This is a genomic window from Pseudoalteromonas sp. SR45-1, assembly GCF_014163655.1.
Taxonomy (GTDB): domain Bacteria; phylum Pseudomonadota; class Gammaproteobacteria; order Enterobacterales; family Alteromonadaceae; genus Pseudoalteromonas; species Pseudoalteromonas distincta.
This window is the reverse complement of record NZ_JACJDR010000005.1, coordinates 88975-105606: the sequence shown is the minus strand read 5'-3', so window position 1 is coordinate 105606 and position 16632 is coordinate 88975. Positions and strand designations below refer to the sequence as shown.

The window sequence follows — 16632 nt, the reverse complement described above, 5'->3', positions numbered from 1 at the left end:
GCAGGAAATCTTTCCTGCTTTTTGTAATCGTGATGGGGAATGAGTGTTATTTGGTACGAAGCTCTATTCGTCCACTAATGGTATCCATTTCAACATTTGCATTACCGCCATTGATACTAAACTCTAAATCACTGGCTGGGCCATATTTAGCTTTACTGACTTTGTCACTACTGACTTTGTTAATGATTTTACCATTAGCATGGGCTTTAATTTCAAACTTTGCTGATACACTTTGTGGGAAATAAAAGTCGGCATCACCACTTACTGATTCAAAACGTACATCACCGCCTTTTAAAAGCTCGTTAATCTGTACTTCTGCTTCGCCATTGACCGTATTAATACGTAGGTTTTTAATAGCCGATAGCGTAAATTCTATATCGCCATTTACGTTTTCAAGGCGTACATCATTAGCGCTTGAAGTTGATTTAATATCACCATTAACAGCGCTAAAACGCAGCTCACCACTTGATTGCCTATCGTTAATTTCACCATTTACGGTTTCAAACTGAATATTCCCGTTTAAGTTCTCAGCGTTCACATCACCATTTACAGTGGTGAGCTTAATGTTGCCAGTAATATCATCTACCGTAATTTCGCCGTTAACCACATCAACTTCAGCGCCGTTTTTAAGCTCCTTTGCAGTCACCGATACATTAACGCCAGCAAACTCTAAACTACTGCTTTTAGGCATAAATATAGTTAGGTTTGAGCCGTCACCACTATTGCCCCAATTTGATTTACGGGGCATTTTTACAATAAACTGGGTTTTATCACCACTTGTTTTAAGCTCATAACCCTGTGCTTTATCATCAAGCTCGCCAGATACTTTAAATTCGTTTTTATCCCAGCCTGTAATATGTATATCACCGCGTTGGTTTTCAATAAAAATAGTGCCGCCACTTGGTACGTCTATTTGCTTATCTATTTTTTCACCCGCAAATGCCGCCAGTGGAAATAAGCTCAGTCCTAATAAAATCGCTTTCATATCGTACTCCTAAATGTGCTGCCAACGTGGCGCGTGCACCTTGTTAATTAAATCAAGTTGTTGTTGATATATTTGCGCTAACATTGTCAGTAGCGCTTGGTTTTGTGGTTCGTTTTCAAGAGCTTGCTTTATTGCTTGCTCAGCTTCTTCAAGTTCTTGTAGTTGCGTTTGCCAGTTAGTGGTTAATGCTTCTTTATTTTCGTATTCAACTAACAAACTATTTTTTTGAGCCGAAAAGTAATCACTTATAGCCACTACGGGCTGTGGTTCAGGTGCTATAACAAATATATTAACAGCAATTAAAGCAGCCACAGTACACGCTGCTATTGCCGTTAGTTTTGGCCAAATAATAGTGCTGTTTGGGTTCTGCTTATTATTAACAATTGCTCGATCAATCCCCGCCCATAAATCTTTTTGTGGCGTAATTTCTTTATCAAGCGTGTTTAATGACTTATTTAAGTAGTCGTTAAAGTTTGGTTTACTCATTTTCATACCACTCTTGTAATAACTGCCTAGCACGATGATATTGTGACTTACTTGAACCAACAGCCATACCTAATTGCTCCGCGATTTCCTCGTGCCTGTAACCTTCAATAGCAAATAATACAAATACCATACGTGCGCGCTCAGGAAGCCTTACTATTAACTTATCGAGGCCATTTAAGCCTTTGCAGTCGTTAGCTGATTGCTCATCCATACCGCTGTGTTCAATACTTACTACTTTTTGTAACCAGTTTTTTTGCTTGCGCAGGTAACTTATCGCTACATTACTGGCAACACTATATAGCCAAGTAGAAAACTGCGAACGCCCATCAAACAATGCTATTTTATGCCATACCTGTACAAATACCTCTTGGGCGGCGTCTTCGGCGTGTGCTTGGTCTGCTAATAAGCGTAAACATAAACCGTATACTCGTTTTATATGTAACTCATAAAGCATTGTGTATGCGCCTTGATCACCCGATTTAACTCGCTCAATGAGTGCAGCTTCGCACAAAGGCGCTGGGTCGGGTTTAACGTGTAACATCCGTGATGCCGCCTTTTAATTATTATTGTTGAGTTGCTATTTAAGTGTATTGATAAGTTAGACGTAATGACAGTTCGAAAAGGTTTAAAAGGAATGAAAAAATAATTGAATAAAAAGGGGCTTATGCGAGGTTGTATTAAATTGTGCCCTCAACTAATGAAGTTAGCCAAATTATAGGCACAAAAAAGCCGTGCTAATAGCACGGCTTTTTTAGCTTAATTAAAAATTAAGCTTCAGCGATTACGATTACTTTGATAGTAGCCGTTACGTCTGAGTGAACTGAAATTGATACGTCAAATTCACCAGTCTCACGGATAGTACCTAGAGGCAAACGAACTTCTGACTTAGCAACTTCAACACCAACAGCTGAGATAGCGTCAGCGATGTCACGAGTACCGATTGAACCGAATAACTTACCTTCGTCACCAGCTTTAGATACTAATGTAACTTCTGCTAATGCTTCTAGTTTTTCAGCGCGTGCTTGTGCAGCAACTAACTGTTCAGCGATTTTCGCTTCAAGTTCTGCACGACGAGCGTCAAACGTTTCAATGTTAGCTTTAGTCGCAGGAACTGCCTTACCTTGCGGGAAAAGGAAGTTACGTGCGAAACCAGATTTAACTACAACCTGTTCACCTAGGCTACCTAGGTTAGCGATCTTATCTAGTAGAATAACTTGCATGTTTCTACACCTTTTAAAAACTGTTAATCCGCTGCTTACTTATGTAAGTCAGTGTATGGAAGAAGGGCTAAGTAGCGAGCACGCTTAATAGCAGTTGCTAGCTGGCGCTGATATTTAGCGCTAGTACCTGTGATACGGCTAGGTACGATTTTGCCACTTTCTGTAACATAGTTTCTAAGAGTAGCTAGATCTTTGTAATCGATTTGTTGTACGCCTTCCGCTTTAAAGCGGCAGAACTTACGACGTCTGAAATAACGTGCCATGAGATTAATTCCTCAAATAATTCTTTCTATATGCTGAGCATGCAAAACCAATTGGCTAAGGCCGTTACGACCTTCGTGGCGATTTAAAAAACCACTCACTTGCAATGCCTGCCCAACGTGCAAATGTTGAGTCTGTTGTTGCATTTGCTTTCCACTGGCAACTACCTGAAGCCTCACATAACTATTACGGTTAAGGTCTGCTTCGGTTTGCATTGATTTATGTTCTACAACAAAAATACAATGCGGGATGCCAGCAGGGCTTTGGCTAAACTTGGGAGTTTTACAAACTACCCCAGATATAACCAGCTGATTCATATATGGGCTAACCATTATAATAACTGCTGACTACATGCCATGCTAGGACTCAAAACAATTAAGCAGCTGGTGCTTCTTTCTTCTCTTCTCTTGCAAGAGGAGACGCTTCAGTTACAGCATTTTTAGTACGCATAACTAAGTTACGAAGCACTGCATCGTTGTAGCGGAAAGTAGTTTCTAGCTCGCTGATTACTTCAGTAGGTGCTTCAACGTTCATAAGAACATAATGAGCTTTATGAAGCTTGTTGATTGGGTAAGCCAGTTGACGGCGGCCCCAGTCTTCAAGACGGTGGATAGTACCACCAGCTTCAGTGATAGAACCAGTATAACGTTCGATCATACCAGTTACTTGCTCACTCTGATCAGGGTGAACCATGAATACGATTTCGTAATGACGCATGGATATTCCTTACGGTTAATAGAGCCTTCTACCGTTTCGGCCGGTCGGTTTAAGGCAAGGAATTAATAGTTTAAAAGCCGAAATGAGCGCGCATTTTACGCTTAGACGGATAATTAAGCAAGCAGGTTTTTTAAGCTTTTATAGATAAGAGTTTAAAGGCAATTATTACGAGCTTCGCTCATCCCGTTAGCAAGCCGTAGGCCTAAAGGAAAAGCTAAACTCGCAGTTTAATATTTATCATATACGCCAAGCTTGCGCGCATAAAAAAGCGCAGCTTTGAATTACTTAAGTCTAACACCTGCCTCAAAATATAAGTATTTACTCAAACTTAAAGCCGTGCAATTATTAAGCAATACATTATTAAATAAGGATATTTATGAAGCTCTTACTATCGCTTGTATTAATACTTACTTTTAGTACACCATTTTTAAGCCACGCAAAAACCAATACAACTGACATAACCGTTGGTAAAAAAGTCATTCTGCAATCAAAAATACTTAACGAAGACAGACCCATTAAAATTTTCATACCTGACACTGTAAAAGACGATCAGCCGCTTTATGTTATTTATTTACTTGATGGTGTTGAGCATTTTCATACGGCGTCTGGTGTTATTAAATCCCTTGTTGATTACGAGCAGATACCTAATGCCTTGCTTGTTGGTATTGATACAACTAACCGCGTTCGTGATTACTTACCTAAAGTAGATGGTGAGCCTAAGACTGAGTTTCAAACCTTTGTAAAAAATAAATGGCCTGAAGCGGGGCAAACTGACGAGTTTTTGAAATTTGTTTCTGACGAACTTATGCCATACATAAATTCTAACTACTCAACTAACGGCTACAACACGTTAATTGGCCACTCTAATGCAGGTACTTTAGCGCTTTATACTTTAGTTAATCAGCCTGCGTTATTTAATAACTATATAGCTATAAGCCCAAACAGTTGGTGGAGTGATGAAGAATTAAAAAATAATATTATAAAATACACTAAAAGCCCTAAAGGCGGTCAATCGTTATTTATTAGTGTAGCAAGTGAAGGGTCACGCTTTTATACAGGTGTATTAAATACTTTAGTAAATTTAGAACAACAAATGCCAACACAGCTAAAATGGGAATATAAGCATTACCCTACTTTTAGTCATATGGGCACCATACTACCAGCCCTTAGCGATAGCCTAATTCACTTATTTGGCGACCTAATTTTTAGCGTTACTGACGAGCACGGAAGATTTGCTGATGTATCGCTTATTACAGGTTACTACCAAGCACTGAGTGATAAATATGGGTTTGAGCTTAAAATTCCACAAGATGTATATGTAGAATTTGCTCATAGCCAGCAAAAATTTGGTAACACAGCCAAAGCTATTACCACGCTTAAACACTTTACTACCCATTACCCAAATGCAGCCTATTCTCACATGCGTTTATCGCAAGGCTATACTGCAAATAAGCAGTTCAAAGAAGCCGTCACTAGTATGAAACACGCATTAGAACTTGCTAAGCAAAACTCGCGAGATCCAATGTTAATTGATGCTCTCAAGGATATGGTGAATGAAGCACAAAAGAATTTGTAACTGATTTAACGCAAAGCGCTTTTTAGCTAACGATAGTAATTACGAGCTAGGCTCGTCGCGTCAGCAAGCTAAACGCCTACAGGTAAAATTAAGCTCAGTGTTAAACTTTGCATATAGACGCTGAGCTTGCTCGCGTGAAAAGCGCAGCTTTTAATATATTTAAAACCTTCATAAAAAAAACCGATGTTTAAATTAAACATCGGTTTTTTTAATCAAGCTCATCGCTTTACTTTATCCGTTGGGTTTCGCTTCGCTCAACCCAACCTACGTTACTTTCCTATCGCTTCTTTGGCGAACAGGTGTTTTATTGGGCCTAAATTATCAACTAATGATAGCCCTACTCCGCGGATAAGTTTTTTAATCGGGTTTGCACCTTCAAATAGCTCTTTTAACCCTTGCATCATGGCTATGTGCTTTTGCGCATCGAGCTTACGGGTACGTTCGTAATCGCGAAGTGTGCGCGTGCTTGCAAACTCCTTACTATCACTTGTGAGTAGCTCAATTAAATAAGCCGCATCTTTTAGGCCTAGATTCATACCAAGCCCTGCAAGTGGATGGATTGTATGTGCAGCATCGCCAATGAGGACCACTTTGCCTGAAACCCATTGCTGAGCGTAGCGCATTTTAAGTGGGAAAGCTGCGCGCGCACTTTGCACTTCACATAGCCCGCATTGGCCATCTATGGCTGCCATTACGGCTTTATTAAAGCTGCTGTCATCCATTGCAAGCAGCTCATCGCAGTGGTTGGGGCTAGTAGACCATACTATTGAATGGGTATTTGCATCGCTCAGAGGTAAAAATGCCAGCGGCCCGGTTGGTAAAAACACTTGGCGTGCGGTATTTGCGTGCGTCTCTTTAGTTTTAACAGTCGCAACTAGCGCATGGTGATCGTAATCTTTAAAGCTAAGTGCCATATTAAATTGTTTGCGAATAGCTGAGTTTGCCCCATCAGCGGCCACCAGCAGTTTTGCAATAATTGGCTCGCCGCTTTTAAGCGTTATAAATACATCTGATTCGCTTTGATGTATTTGCTGATACTGCGTATCAAACATTAGCGTGGCACTTGGTTGTTGCTCTAGCACTGTTATAAGCGCGTAGCGGATAATGTCGTTTTCAACAATATGGCCTAAATGCTCAAGCTCAAGTTGTTTGTTATCAAACGCTATTTTGCCAAAACTGTCGGCATCACGTACATCCATATGCGTATAAGCGCACGCTCGCTGTGCGATAATTTCGGGCCATACATTTAATTGCTCAAGCAAGGTTTGACTTGCAATGCTTAGCGCGCTTACGCGCAAACCATATTCGTCAGTTGGCAACGCTTGTGTTGGTGCGCCGTCGAGTACAACTACGCTTATATCGGCTTTTGCCAATCCAAGTGCCAGTGTTAGCCCTACACAGCCACCACCTACAATACAAACCTGTGCTTGCTTCATAAACGCCTACCTTGTTTAACTTGCCCCATTAACTGTTTGGCTAATGGCGCTTTTAATGCGGGAAATAAATCCATCGAAAACAACCCAATACTGCGCCCCAATGCGAGCACTCGCGATGAGTTTGAAAAAAGCCTAACAAGTGCATCGGTTAAACTCATTACGGTTTTTATATCATCACTGCGCTTTTTAGAATATTCACGTGTAAACGCATAGCTGCCTAAACCGTGTTGGCTGTTTGCTATTAAATTACTTAGTACTTGCACGTCGCGAAGGCCTAAATTAAAACCTTGCCCTGCAATAGGATGAATAGCATGTGCGGCATTACCAATAACCACTGTACGGTGCGCAGTCAAAGACTCGACTTGCCCGTAAACGAGCGGGTAACTCGTGCGCATGCCTACTTTAGTAAATTGACCACCGCGATAACCAAACGCACTTTGTAGGGCACTTATAAAGTCTTGTTCATTAAGTGCCATGTGCTGTTCAACCTGATCTTGGCTCATACACCACACCAACGAATAACGGTTATTGCTCATGGGTAATAACGCCATAGGCCCGCTTTGTGTAAAACGCTCAAAGGCATGATTATTATGCCCACCAACTACTTCTACATTGGCAATAATTGCGCCTTGTTCATAAGGCTGGGTATTAAAGCCAAGCTCAAGTAAATTACGTGTGGGTGATTGTGCACCATCAGCAATAACCAATAGCGCTGCGTTTAATTGCTCGCCGCTTTGCAGGGTAAGTGTATTGCTATGCAGAGTTTGCTCAATGGCAATTACGCTATCGGGGCACAAAAGCGTAATATTTGATTGCGTTAAACGCAGGTGGAGCGCTCGGCCAAAAGGGTTAACTTCTACTACGTAACCAAGTGAAGGCTTAGAAAATTCGTCGCAATTAATGTGCGCTTTGCCAAAGTGCCCTCTATCAGACACGCTCACTTTTTTGATTGCGGCGGTGTAAGGGGCATTTTGTTCAAATAAATTGAGGCTTTGTAAATACTCTACCGATTGCTGAGCAAGTGCAATGCTTCTGTCGTCAAAGCTTGGGTGGTAATCGCCGGTAACTTGATTAGCTTCTACAACGGCAATATTTAACGCGGGATTAGTTTTAGCCACACTTAACGCGCAGCTTGCTCCCGCTAAACCACCGCCAATAACAACTACATCAAACTGCTTAGCCACTTTACTCTCCGAGCTTTATACGTTTTTAGCACTTTGCATAAGTGCTTCTATATCGCTAATTTTTTTAGGCACGCTTAGGGTCAAGTTTTCATGGCCTGTTTCGGTAACTAGCAAGTTATCTTCAATACGAATACCAATGCCTTTATATTTTTGCGGTGCGCTTGAGTCTTCGCTGATATAAAGCCCAGGCTCTATAGTGAGTACCATACCCGGCTCAAATGCACGCTCAACGTTATTTACTTTGTAATCGCCAACATCATGTACATCTAAACCAAGCCAATGCCCCAGCCCGTGCATGTAATATTCTTTACATGCCCCTTTTGCCATTAGCTCGTCAAAGTCGCCGGTTAAAATACCTAAATCAAGTAAACCTTGAGTCATTACTTCCATTGCGAGTTTATTAGCATGCGACATGTAACCACCTGGTTTTACTTCATCAAAAGCAACTTCTTGCGCTTTAAGAACAATATTATAAAGCGCGGCTTGCTCTTCGCTAAATTGACCATTTACTGGAAAAGTACGTGTAATATCGGCGGCGTAACCTTGTAGCTCACAACCGGAGTCTATAAGTACCAGGTCGCCATTTTTTAATACGTCGCTATTTTGCGTGTAATGTAAAATATTGGCGTTGTCGCCACTACCAACAATTGTGCCGTACGCCGGGTGCGGCGCACCATTCATGGCATAATGATGATGCAGCTCAGCCTCTAGCTGAAATTCAGTAGCTCCGGGGTGTGAAAAACGCATAGCGCGCATATGCCCTCGCGCACTAATTTCACAACCTTCTCGCATAACATCTATCTCGCTTGTCGATTTAAACAAACGCATTTCATGAATAAGGCCGCGTATTTCTTTTAAAGTACTCGGTGCTTTGAGGCCTTTTCGCGCACCACTTCTAAGTGTACCTAGTAACGTAAACACTTTGGTATCAAATGAAGGATAAGCACCTTGTGCAAAATAAATCGCATCTTTTTCATTTAGTATATCGAGCAGCTTATCGTTTAATTCACTTAGCGGGTAAGCTTCATCAAACAAGTAGTCGCTTTTAGCTTTATCAAAGCCAACTCTGCGGCCATGCCAAATTTCTGCAAGCTTGTCTTTATCTAAGCAAAATAAAGTACTGGGTGCATCGCTGTTGTTACATAGTACAAGTACAGCGTCGGGTTCGTTAAAGCCTGTTAAATAGAAAAAGTCGCTATCTTGTCTAAATGCATATTCGGTATCGCGGCTACGCGTCACTTCGCTCGCAGCAGGAATAATAGCAACGCTATTTTTATCCATTTGCGCAAGTAAACGCTCGCGGCGTGCTTTAAATTCTGACTTTTGTACTTCAACCATTATTAACCAATCCGTTTAACTTTTTAAACTAATGAAGTGTTTTTTTAGTACTTTGCGTGTTTTGCTCTTTACCAAGCTCTGCGAAACAAAGTAGTGCTGATACGCGCACATATTCAATCACTTCGTGCAGCGCTTGGCTGTCTTCTTCGGTTTCTTCAAAAGTGGTATCTAGGCGAGTGATTTCGCTAAAGTCAGTAATAACCTCTTTAACATCGCTTGATAACTTACCGTAATCTTTTTGCTTTAAGCCAAAACCAAGCATAAACCCTGCTACCCATGATACGAGGCCATTAGCCTGATCGATGAGTGTTTCGTCATCGTTTGGTAAAAATAAATCAAACTGAAATTCGTCATCATTAAAGCTCGCAACTACTTGCTTATAAATAGTGCCAAAAAACTGCTTTAAATCGTTACTAAATGATTCACCATCGTTAAACACATCGCTCAAAAGGCCTAAGTATTCTTTGTCGTCAATGGTTAAACCACACGCAAGTAAACCACTAATTACACCATGCGCTTCGGCAGGTGATACAAATATTTCGTTTTTTTCTAAAAGCAGTTGAGCTTTTTCGTAATCGGGTAAATCGTTCATAATCGAATCTTCGCTTTGCAAGTTAAGGCAATGCTACCACTCGATAAAAAGCAACTCCAATTAATTGTATGATCAAGCTCAAAAACCATGCGATAAAGTAAATGACGAGTTAAAGGTGCGGGAAAACTAAGCGAACGGTTTAATTTTTTACGTTTAGGGTTTAAGGATTGGATTATGTCTTATATACTTAAATTGTTCCCTGGGGTACCGGAGCTTGGTTAAGTCCCTGAGCCGATAAATTTTATACCAGGATTTCTGTTCGTCTACTATTGTGCAAGCTCGGCATGTACCGAGAAGCCTACGGTAAACCGCAGATTTCCGCCCTGAAACCTTCTGGTTTCAGGACTGAAACCGGGTACCGTATCTTGGGGAACACCTTCTTATTTTTATACTCCCTCTTATTACTTATTCATTTTTTTGCTATACCTTCGTACATTATTTTTATAATTTTTGGCAAAAAAAAGCTGCAAGCAATTTCTTACTTACAGCTAAATTTTAAATGCTTACGCTTATTTACTTAAACCAACCTTGAAAGCGCTCCATCATCATGTAGTTTATTGGCACTAACAATAAAGTAATAAAGGTCGCAAAAATAATCCCAAACCCTAGACTTACCGCCATAGGTATTAAAAACTGCGCCTGAGTCGCTTTTTCAAATAATAACGGCATTAAGCCAATAAAGGTCGTTAAACTAGTTAGCATTACAGGGCGAAAACGCGATGCACCTGCAATTTTAACCGCATCTAGTAATTTGCCGCCTTCACTGCGCTTTTTATTGATAAAATCAACTAGTACAAGGGAGTCATTTACTACCACCCCAGTTAAAGCGAGCATACCAAGCAAGCTCATAATGGTTAAATCCATGCCCATAATCCAATGCCCGACTACAGCACCTATCATGCCAAATGGAATTACACTCATTACTATAATTGGCTGTAAGTAAGATTTAAGCGGTATTGCTAATAGCGCATAAATTATGAAAAATACAAACACAAGCGCCCAAGCCAATGACCCAAACGACTCTCGCTGCTCTTTAGCCTCACCTTCTAGTTTGTAATCTACTCCAGGATATTGCTGCATTAATTCATCTAAATACTCCGTTAGGTCAGCCTGAAGTATGGTCATGTTGGTGTTATTTTTTTCGATATCCGCTGTTACATTTAAAGTACGGTAGCGGTCTATTCGGTTAATAGTTGACGGGCTTTGCCCTGCGGTAAGGGTTGCAACATGCGATAACGGCACCGAGCCACCAGTAGGTGTATTGATGAGTATATTTTGTAAATCGGCTACAGAGCGGCGCTCGTCTATGGGCAAGCGTACCATTACTCGTACATCATCACGTCCGCGCTGAATACGTTGGACTTGCGAGCCAAAGAACGAGTTACGCACTTGACCTGCAACATTGACTCTATTTAAGCCCAGCGCTAAGCCTTGCTGCGTAAGCTCTATTTGTAACTCTTCTTTACCATCAGACATGCTATCGGCAATATCAAATACCGTTGGGTAGGTCGATAAACGGGTTTTAATGTGATCAGCCACGTCTTGTAAAATAGTCAACGAAGTCCCGCTCAGCTGCACGTCAATTGGGTCAGAACTTCGGCCAATTTCAGCTCTAAACGTTAAGCTTTCAGCGCCTGGAATGACACCAATTAAATCTCGCCATTCGCTGGCTAGCTCTCTTGATCCTATGTCTGATTCACGCTTTTCAGCCGGTGTTATTTCAAAGCGTACTGAACCTGAATTAGATACACCACCGCGCCCACCTGTTGTGGCTAATATATTTAAAATAACGCTTTCACCTGTATCTGGGTCGCGGTATTTTTCTTGTAATTGCTGCGCCTTTTGCGACATATCAATTACGTATTTATTAGTGACTTCAAACGGCGTACCTGTTGGTAGTGTTAAGTTAACGCGGACTGTTTCGCTTGGTATACGCGGGAAAAATACAAACTTAGTCCAACCACTAGTGATCATGGTTAAAATTATTATAAACACACCAACAAACAAACTTACCGAAGCCAATTTATGGCGCAGTGCTAAATTTAAAGTGGGTTGGTAATATTTTAAAATCGCGTTTTCAAATCCATCTGCAAAACGCTGTTGAATAACATCAAACTTTGAAGGTTCGCCTTTTTCGTGGCGTAGTTTTATATATTTTAAATGTGCGGGTAGTACAAATTTAGATTCAATCAATGAAAACAATAATACCGGAATAACCACTACCGGTATTTGTGCAAACAAAGCACCGCGCGCCCCTTCAATAAAGGCCAAAGGTAAAAAGGCGGCAACGGTAGTTAATACACCAAATGTTACTGGTGTTGCGACTTCTTGAGTACCTAAAATTGCAGCCTGCTCGCCCGACTTAGCTGTTTTTAAATGGGTATAGACATTTTCGCCAGTAACTATGGCGTCATCAACAACAATCCCAAGTACTAATATAAAGCCAAATAAGCTCATAATATTAAGGGTTACGCCAAATATAGGCATCGCTATAAACGCGCCCATAAACGAAACCGGAATACCAATAAATACCCAAAATGCAATTGCAGGTCGTAAAAACAAAGTAAGCAAAGCAAGTACTAAAATACCGCCTTGTAGGGCATTTGTCGTTAGTGTGGCAATTCGACTTTTAACCAGCTCCGAATCATCATCCCAGTAACTTAGTTCAAATCCTTGTGGAAGGGAGCTTTGTTGCTCTTTTATGTAATTTTTAACTTCGTCAGCAACAGTAATCGCACTTTGCGGACCAATTCGATATACGTCGATAAATGCAGCCTGCTTACCATTAAAGCGAGTACGTACTGGGGTTTCTTCAAAATCGTCTTTAATTATTGCAATATCGCCTAAACGAATAATCGTGCCGTCAGCTTGGTTTTTAACAACAATATTGGCAAATTCATCTTTACGATATGCTTGCCCTTTAGAGCTTATAAGTACGTCCCCACCTTCAGTTTTCAAGTTACCAGCAGAAATATCAGAGCTTGAATTAGCAATAGCACTCGATATTTGTGCAAGGCTTAAATCGTACTGACGAAGAACGTCTTGGCTTACTTCAATGGCAATTTCGTAATCACGAACACCACTTAGCTCTACCTGCGTCACATTTGGTAAACGTAGAATTTGATCGCGTACTGTTTCTGCGTATTCGCGGGTTTCTTTTTCGCCGTAATCACTTGATACGGTAACCGCGATAACTTCGCGAATTCGCTCAGCAAGCGCCACTATTGGCTTTTCAGCATCCGCTGGAAAGGTATTAATTGCATCTACACGACTTTTAATATCGGCTAAAAGCTCACGCGGGTCGTAGCCCGTTTCAACTTCAATTGTTACAGAGCCTGAGCCTTCAGAAGAGCGGCTAAATATTTGCTTTATGCCCTCTAAATCTTGTACGGCTTCTTCTATACGAATTGTTACGCCTTGCTCTACATCCTCTGGTGTTGAACCGCGCAAACTTACGTTCACGCTTATCATGTCGGTTTCGAATGAAGGGAATACTTCAAGCGGTATTTTAGTCGATAAACTAAAAAGCCCCGACAGCAGCAGTGTTACTAGCAATAAGTTAGCAGCAACATGGTTTTTGGCAAACCAAGCTATCATGGCTTATCTCCTTGCTTTGCTGGACGGCGTTTTTTTAACTCTTCAACACTAATACCAAGCTCTTTTGCTTTTTGTTCAAGCTGCTCTGGAGTCAGACGCTTTCCTTTACCTTGCCCATTCACTCCACGGCTTTTAGGTTGATCTGCGCTTTGTTCACCTAAAATACTTACTTGAGTTCCTGAACTTACTTGGCCAAGTGGAGTAATAACAAGCTTATCATTTGCGTTTAAACCGGTTTTTATCATCGCCTGAGTCGCATTTTGCCAAGCTAGTGTGATGTCTTTGCGCTTAAGTACGCCACCTTCAACAATGTAAACGTACGTTCCTTGATAAATTGTACTGTTAGGAATTATAAGTGCGTTAGATACTGTTCTGCCGGTAATTTGCGCTTTTATATACTGCCCAATTTTTATTGGGTACTGGTTATTTGCTGTTGCTTTATACGGGTCATTAATTTTAGCAACTACATAAAGCTGCTGTGCGCCTTCATCTATAGCACCTTCTGTGCGTGCTAATTGACCTTGCCACGTTTGCTCACCTACTAAGTCAGAAGTAAATTTAACAATTGAACCCGCTTGGTTTTTAGCACCATCGCGATACTGCTCTGGTAAATTTACAAATGGGAGATCTTTATTTTTAATTGGTAAGCGAATCTCAACGCTATCGATTGCGTAAATGGTTGCTAACTGTGTGTTGTTAGTAACAACTTGCCCTAAATCAACACTGCGGCTAAGTATACGCCCCGCATATGGCGCCGTTACTTTAGTGCGCTCTAAATCAAGCATCGCTTTTTCAAGTGCTGCCTGAGCCGATAAAACCTCAGCTTCAGCGGCTGCTAGTTGTGGCTCACGTAGTACTAAGCTGCTTGCCTGATTTGAGCCGCCAAGGCGCTTCCAATCGGTAATGGCTTGTTGCCCACGCGCCTTCTCTTCTAGCAAACCTTGCTCTGCGGTTAATAAATTGGCTTGAGCAGATTTAACTTCAGCCTGATGATCTCTGTCGTCTAGTTTTAAAAGTACATCGCCTTTTTCAAAAAAACCGCCTTCTCTAAAGTCATCACTTACTTCAATTATTTGCCCAGATGCCTGAGCCACTAACAAACTTTGTGTACGTGGTTTTACCGTACCGTAGCTGTCTATCATAACTTGATAATTTTGTGGTTTTAGCTCAAGCGCAGCCACACTTATTGATGCCTTCGGAGGTGTCCCAAAGCGTTTAGCCTCTGGTGGATTCCCCTTAATAAACATAACAATTAAAATTGTGGCAACAATAACCACCGCTGGAATAATAATTTTTGCTGTTTTAGTTTTCATCGTTATTGCTCTTTAGTTCACTTGAGGGCTTTGCAAAATCACCACCAAGGGCAATGTGTAGGTTAATTCTATTGGCTATTAATTGGTTTTTAATATCGATTAAGGAGCTTTGCGCGTCAAAAGAACGGTCTTGGGCATCAAGCACTGTCGTGTAAGTTACCAAGCCACTTTGATACTGCTCAAACGACAATTGCTCTGCAGCAAGTGCGTTTTCTTGTGCCTCTAACGTGCTTGTATATTGAGCTTTGAGGGACTGCTGCTGCGAAATTGCATTTTCAACATCACCAAATGCGTCATAAAGCGTTTGTAAATAAAGCTGCTCTTGCTTTTGAGTATTAAGACGCGCTATTTCTTCGTTGGCTTTTAAGCGCCCACCTTCAAAAAGTGGCGCTGAAATACTACCTAACAAAGACCATGCAAGGCTTGATGGAGAAAACAAGTCGCTTACTCTGTCTGTACTATCACTTAATGAAGCTGTTAAATCTAAACTTGGAAAGCGTTGTTTGTGCGCATATGCCAATGATGCGTCGGCTGCTAAAAGCTCATACCAACTTGCACGTAGAGTAGGTTTTCGCGTTATAAGCTCAGAAGGTAATCCTAGAGGAATATCGGTATTAATAACAGGTAAGTCACTACTAGCAGTAATAGCGCCTTTTGGGTATTCACCAAGTAAACGCTCAAGTACACGTGCTGATGCCGATAAACTCGCTTTTTGAGTGGCAATGCGAGAGCGTTCATTATTAAGCTCATTACGCGCTAAATACACATCGAGCGCTTCGTTTATGCCTTGGCGATAGCCAGCTTCAATAATATCGAGATTTTGTTGTGAGTTGGCTTCGCGACGCTTAAATAAATCCAGTAATTGCTGCGCCGTAACCACATCAAACCAACCTGTTACTACATCAGCAACAAGTTGCTGTTTAGCTTGCTCAAACCGTGCCTGCTGAGCTAAATAGTTAAGATTAGCTTCGCGCTTGGCGTCAGAGAGCTTACCCCATAAATCAACCTCGTAAGTTAAGTTTAAACTAGCTGAGCTTGCGTTGTCGTAACTTACAGGGCGGTTGTCTTTACTACGGCTTGTACGTGTTGATAAATCAAGGCTTGGCCAAAGTGCAGCGCCCGAGACTATAAGTTGCTGCTTTTGAATTTCAACATCATAACTCGTTTGCAAAAGCTGTTGGTTATTTTTAAGTGCTTGTTGTACAAATTTATTAAGCGTAGGATTTTGTAATTGTGTAAGCCATTGCTCTTGTACTTTTAATACTGAGCTTGATGCTTCTTGCTGCCATTGCTGAGGCATATTATTAGAGACTTGCATGCGCTGAGACGAGTTTAAATCACTCGCACAGCCGCTGAGCAGCATCACACTAATTGCCAGTAGGGTTGGCTTGCATTGCCAGATCATAATTAAACCTAAATTACTGCTATTTATGAACGTAATTCAAGCACTTTGGCAAATTTTGCTCAACTTACTTTACATAACATTACATAGCTAGCGATGAATTAACATAATAGCCAGTTATACGGTAAAAATGAGTAAATGATCAGCAATTTTTAATACTAAAATTAACTTTTTGTAATGTGTTTAAGAGATTAACTATACAAAAACAAAAAAGCCCCGCTATAAGCGAGGCTTTTAAATAAATGGTGCCGACTAACGAAGTCGAGCGGGTAACTTATACAGACTACTGATTACAAGTTAGTTGCTTTAAGTTACCTAAAATAAATGGTGCCGACTAACCGAGTCGAACGGATAACTTATACAGACTACTGATTACAAGTCAGTTGCTTCAAGTTACCTAAAATAAATGGTGCCGACTAACCGAGTCGAACGGTTGACCTACTGATTACAAGTCAGTTGCTCTACCAGCTGAGCTAAGTCGGCACACAAAACTGTGTGCTAAGGCACGTTCAATTTTAAAGATTG

At 41.0% G+C, this 16632-nt stretch carries 15 protein-coding genes, 1 tRNA gene and 1 other RNA gene; 2 read left to right on the top strand and 15 right to left on the bottom strand.

Features of this window, described 5'->3' with window-relative positions; all coding sequences use genetic code 11:
• Positions 1 to 46: 46 nt before the first annotated feature.
• The 7 genes from H5089_RS07065 to rpsF form a co-directional block, all read right to left on the bottom strand.
• Positions 47 to 985 (bottom strand): DUF4097 family beta strand repeat-containing protein, encoded by a 939-nt coding sequence (locus tag H5089_RS07065; RefSeq protein ID WP_002963051.1) that lies wholly within the window; start codon positions 983 to 985, stop codon positions 47 to 49.
• A 9-nt stretch (positions 986 to 994) separates the two neighbouring features.
• The gene (locus H5089_RS07060; RefSeq protein WP_182711841.1) at positions 995 to 1477 is read right to left on the bottom strand and encodes a hypothetical protein; all 483 of its coding nucleotides are present in this window, start codon (positions 1475 to 1477) and stop codon (positions 995 to 997) included.
• Positions 1464 to 2012: an RNA polymerase sigma factor gene (locus H5089_RS07055; RefSeq protein ID WP_182711840.1), complete on the bottom strand. Its 549-nt coding sequence runs from the start codon at positions 2010 to 2012 to the stop codon at positions 1464 to 1466. Before H5089_RS07055 ends, H5089_RS07060 begins: the two co-directional genes overlap by 14 nt.
• Before the next feature lie 226 nt (positions 2013 to 2238).
• Complete coding sequence (gene rplI / locus H5089_RS07050) at positions 2239 to 2691, bottom strand: 50S ribosomal protein L9 (protein ID WP_002962755.1); 453 nt, start codon at positions 2689 to 2691, stop codon at positions 2239 to 2241.
• 35 nt (positions 2692 to 2726) lie between these two features.
• Positions 2727 to 2954: a 30S ribosomal protein S18 gene (gene rpsR, locus H5089_RS07045; RefSeq protein ID WP_002962753.1), complete on the bottom strand. Its 228-nt coding sequence runs from the start codon at positions 2952 to 2954 to the stop codon at positions 2727 to 2729.
• A 12-nt stretch (positions 2955 to 2966) separates the two neighbouring features.
• The gene (gene priB, locus H5089_RS07040) at positions 2967 to 3284 is read right to left on the bottom strand and encodes a primosomal replication protein N (RefSeq protein WP_004588456.1); all 318 of its coding nucleotides are present in this window, start codon (positions 3282 to 3284) and stop codon (positions 2967 to 2969) included.
• 43 nt (positions 3285 to 3327) lie between these two features.
• Complete coding sequence (gene rpsF / locus H5089_RS07035) at positions 3328 to 3669, bottom strand: 30S ribosomal protein S6 (RefSeq protein ID WP_002962750.1); 342 nt, start codon at positions 3667 to 3669, stop codon at positions 3328 to 3330.
• 376 nt (positions 3670 to 4045) lie between these two features.
• Between rpsF and H5089_RS07030 the strand changes: the two genes are divergently transcribed.
• Entirely contained in the window at positions 4046 to 5245 is a 1200-nt protein-coding gene (locus H5089_RS07030) for an alpha/beta hydrolase-fold protein (protein WP_182711839.1), read from the top strand.
• A 269-nt stretch (positions 5246 to 5514) separates the two neighbouring features.
• Here the strand turns inward: H5089_RS07030 and H5089_RS07025 are convergent, their stop codons facing one another.
• From H5089_RS07025 to H5089_RS07010, 4 genes are read right to left on the bottom strand one after another with little or no spacing between them, the layout of a single operon-like run.
• On the bottom strand, positions 5515 to 6681 hold the full coding sequence (locus tag H5089_RS07025; protein WP_182711838.1) for an FAD-dependent monooxygenase: 1167 nt from the start codon (positions 6679 to 6681) through the stop codon (positions 5515 to 5517).
• Positions 6678 to 7865 carry a 2-octaprenyl-6-methoxyphenyl hydroxylase gene (gene ubiH, locus H5089_RS07020; protein ID WP_182711837.1) on the bottom strand — a complete coding sequence of 396 codons (1188 nt, stop codon included), beginning with the start codon at positions 7863 to 7865 and terminating at the stop codon, positions 6678 to 6680. Before ubiH ends, H5089_RS07025 begins: the two co-directional genes overlap by 4 nt.
• A gap of 15 nt (positions 7866 to 7880) precedes the next feature.
• Positions 7881 to 9203, bottom strand: a complete 1323-nt coding sequence (gene pepP, locus H5089_RS07015; RefSeq protein WP_182711836.1) for a Xaa-Pro aminopeptidase — start codon at positions 9201 to 9203, stop codon at positions 7881 to 7883.
• A gap of 28 nt (positions 9204 to 9231) precedes the next feature.
• Positions 9232 to 9795 carry a UPF0149 family protein gene (locus tag H5089_RS07010; protein ID WP_002962745.1) on the bottom strand — a complete coding sequence of 188 codons (564 nt, stop codon included), beginning with the start codon at positions 9793 to 9795 and terminating at the stop codon, positions 9232 to 9234.
• 193 nt (positions 9796 to 9988) lie between these two features.
• Here H5089_RS07010 and ssrS point away from each other — a divergent pair.
• A non-coding RNA gene (ssrS, locus tag H5089_RS07005) (6S RNA) lies at positions 9989 to 10171 on the top strand.
• A gap of 137 nt (positions 10172 to 10308) precedes the next feature.
• Here the strand turns inward: ssrS and H5089_RS07000 are convergent.
• The 4 genes from H5089_RS07000 to H5089_RS06985 form a co-directional block, all read right to left on the bottom strand.
• Positions 10309 to 13392, bottom strand: coding sequence for an efflux RND transporter permease subunit (locus tag H5089_RS07000; protein ID WP_182695411.1), 3084 nt, complete (start codon positions 13390 to 13392; stop codon positions 10309 to 10311).
• Complete coding sequence (locus H5089_RS06995) at positions 13389 to 14705, bottom strand: efflux RND transporter periplasmic adaptor subunit (protein WP_182711835.1); 1317 nt, start codon at positions 14703 to 14705, stop codon at positions 13389 to 13391. Before H5089_RS06995 ends, H5089_RS07000 begins: the two co-directional genes overlap by 4 nt.
• On the bottom strand, positions 14695 to 16110 hold the full coding sequence (locus H5089_RS06990) for a TolC family protein (protein WP_182711834.1): 1416 nt from the start codon (positions 16108 to 16110) through the stop codon (positions 14695 to 14697). Before H5089_RS06990 ends, H5089_RS06995 begins: the two co-directional genes overlap by 11 nt.
• A 404-nt stretch (positions 16111 to 16514) precedes the next feature.
• A tRNA-Thr gene (locus tag H5089_RS06985) sits at positions 16515 to 16590 on the bottom strand.
• Positions 16591 to 16632: the final 42 nt, after the last annotated feature.

What these genes read in the sequence shown, in the direction of transcription:
- H5089_RS07065 (WP_002963051.1), bottom strand. Translation starts at nt 985, where the DNA reads ATGAAAGCGATTTTATTAGGACTGAGCTTATTTCCACTGGCGGCATTT.
- H5089_RS07060 (WP_182711841.1), bottom strand. Translation starts at nt 1,477, where the DNA reads ATGAAAATGAGTAAACCAAACTTTAACGACTACTTAAATAAGTCATTA.
- H5089_RS07055 (WP_182711840.1), bottom strand. Translation starts at nt 2,012, where the DNA reads ATGTTACACGTTAAACCCGACCCAGCGCCTTTGTGCGAAGCTGCACTC.
- rplI (WP_002962755.1), bottom strand. Translation starts at nt 2,691, where the DNA reads ATGCAAGTTATTCTACTAGATAAGATCGCTAACCTAGGTAGCCTAGGT.
- rpsR (WP_002962753.1), bottom strand. Translation starts at nt 2,954, where the DNA reads ATGGCACGTTATTTCAGACGTCGTAAGTTCTGCCGCTTTAAAGCGGAA.
- priB (WP_004588456.1), bottom strand. Translation starts at nt 3,284, where the DNA reads ATGGTTAGCCCATATATGAATCAGCTGGTTATATCTGGGGTAGTTTGT.
- rpsF (WP_002962750.1), bottom strand. Translation starts at nt 3,669, where the DNA reads ATGCGTCATTACGAAATCGTATTCATGGTTCACCCTGATCAGAGTGAG.
- H5089_RS07030 (WP_182711839.1), top strand. Translation starts at nt 4,046, where the DNA reads ATGAAGCTCTTACTATCGCTTGTATTAATACTTACTTTTAGTACACCA.
- H5089_RS07025 (WP_182711838.1), bottom strand. Translation starts at nt 6,681, where the DNA reads ATGAAGCAAGCACAGGTTTGTATTGTAGGTGGTGGCTGTGTAGGGCTA.
- pepP (WP_182711836.1), bottom strand. Translation starts at nt 9,203, where the DNA reads ATGGTTGAAGTACAAAAGTCAGAATTTAAAGCACGCCGCGAGCGTTTA.
- H5089_RS07010 (WP_002962745.1), bottom strand. Translation starts at nt 9,795, where the DNA reads ATGAACGATTTACCCGATTACGAAAAAGCTCAACTGCTTTTAGAAAAA.
- H5089_RS07000 (WP_182695411.1), bottom strand. Translation starts at nt 13,392, where the DNA reads ATGATAGCTTGGTTTGCCAAAAACCATGTTGCTGCTAACTTATTGCTA.
- H5089_RS06995 (WP_182711835.1), bottom strand. Translation starts at nt 14,705, where the DNA reads ATGAAAACTAAAACAGCAAAAATTATTATTCCAGCGGTGGTTATTGTT.
- H5089_RS06990 (WP_182711834.1), bottom strand. Translation starts at nt 16,110, where the DNA reads ATGATCTGGCAATGCAAGCCAACCCTACTGGCAATTAGTGTGATGCTG.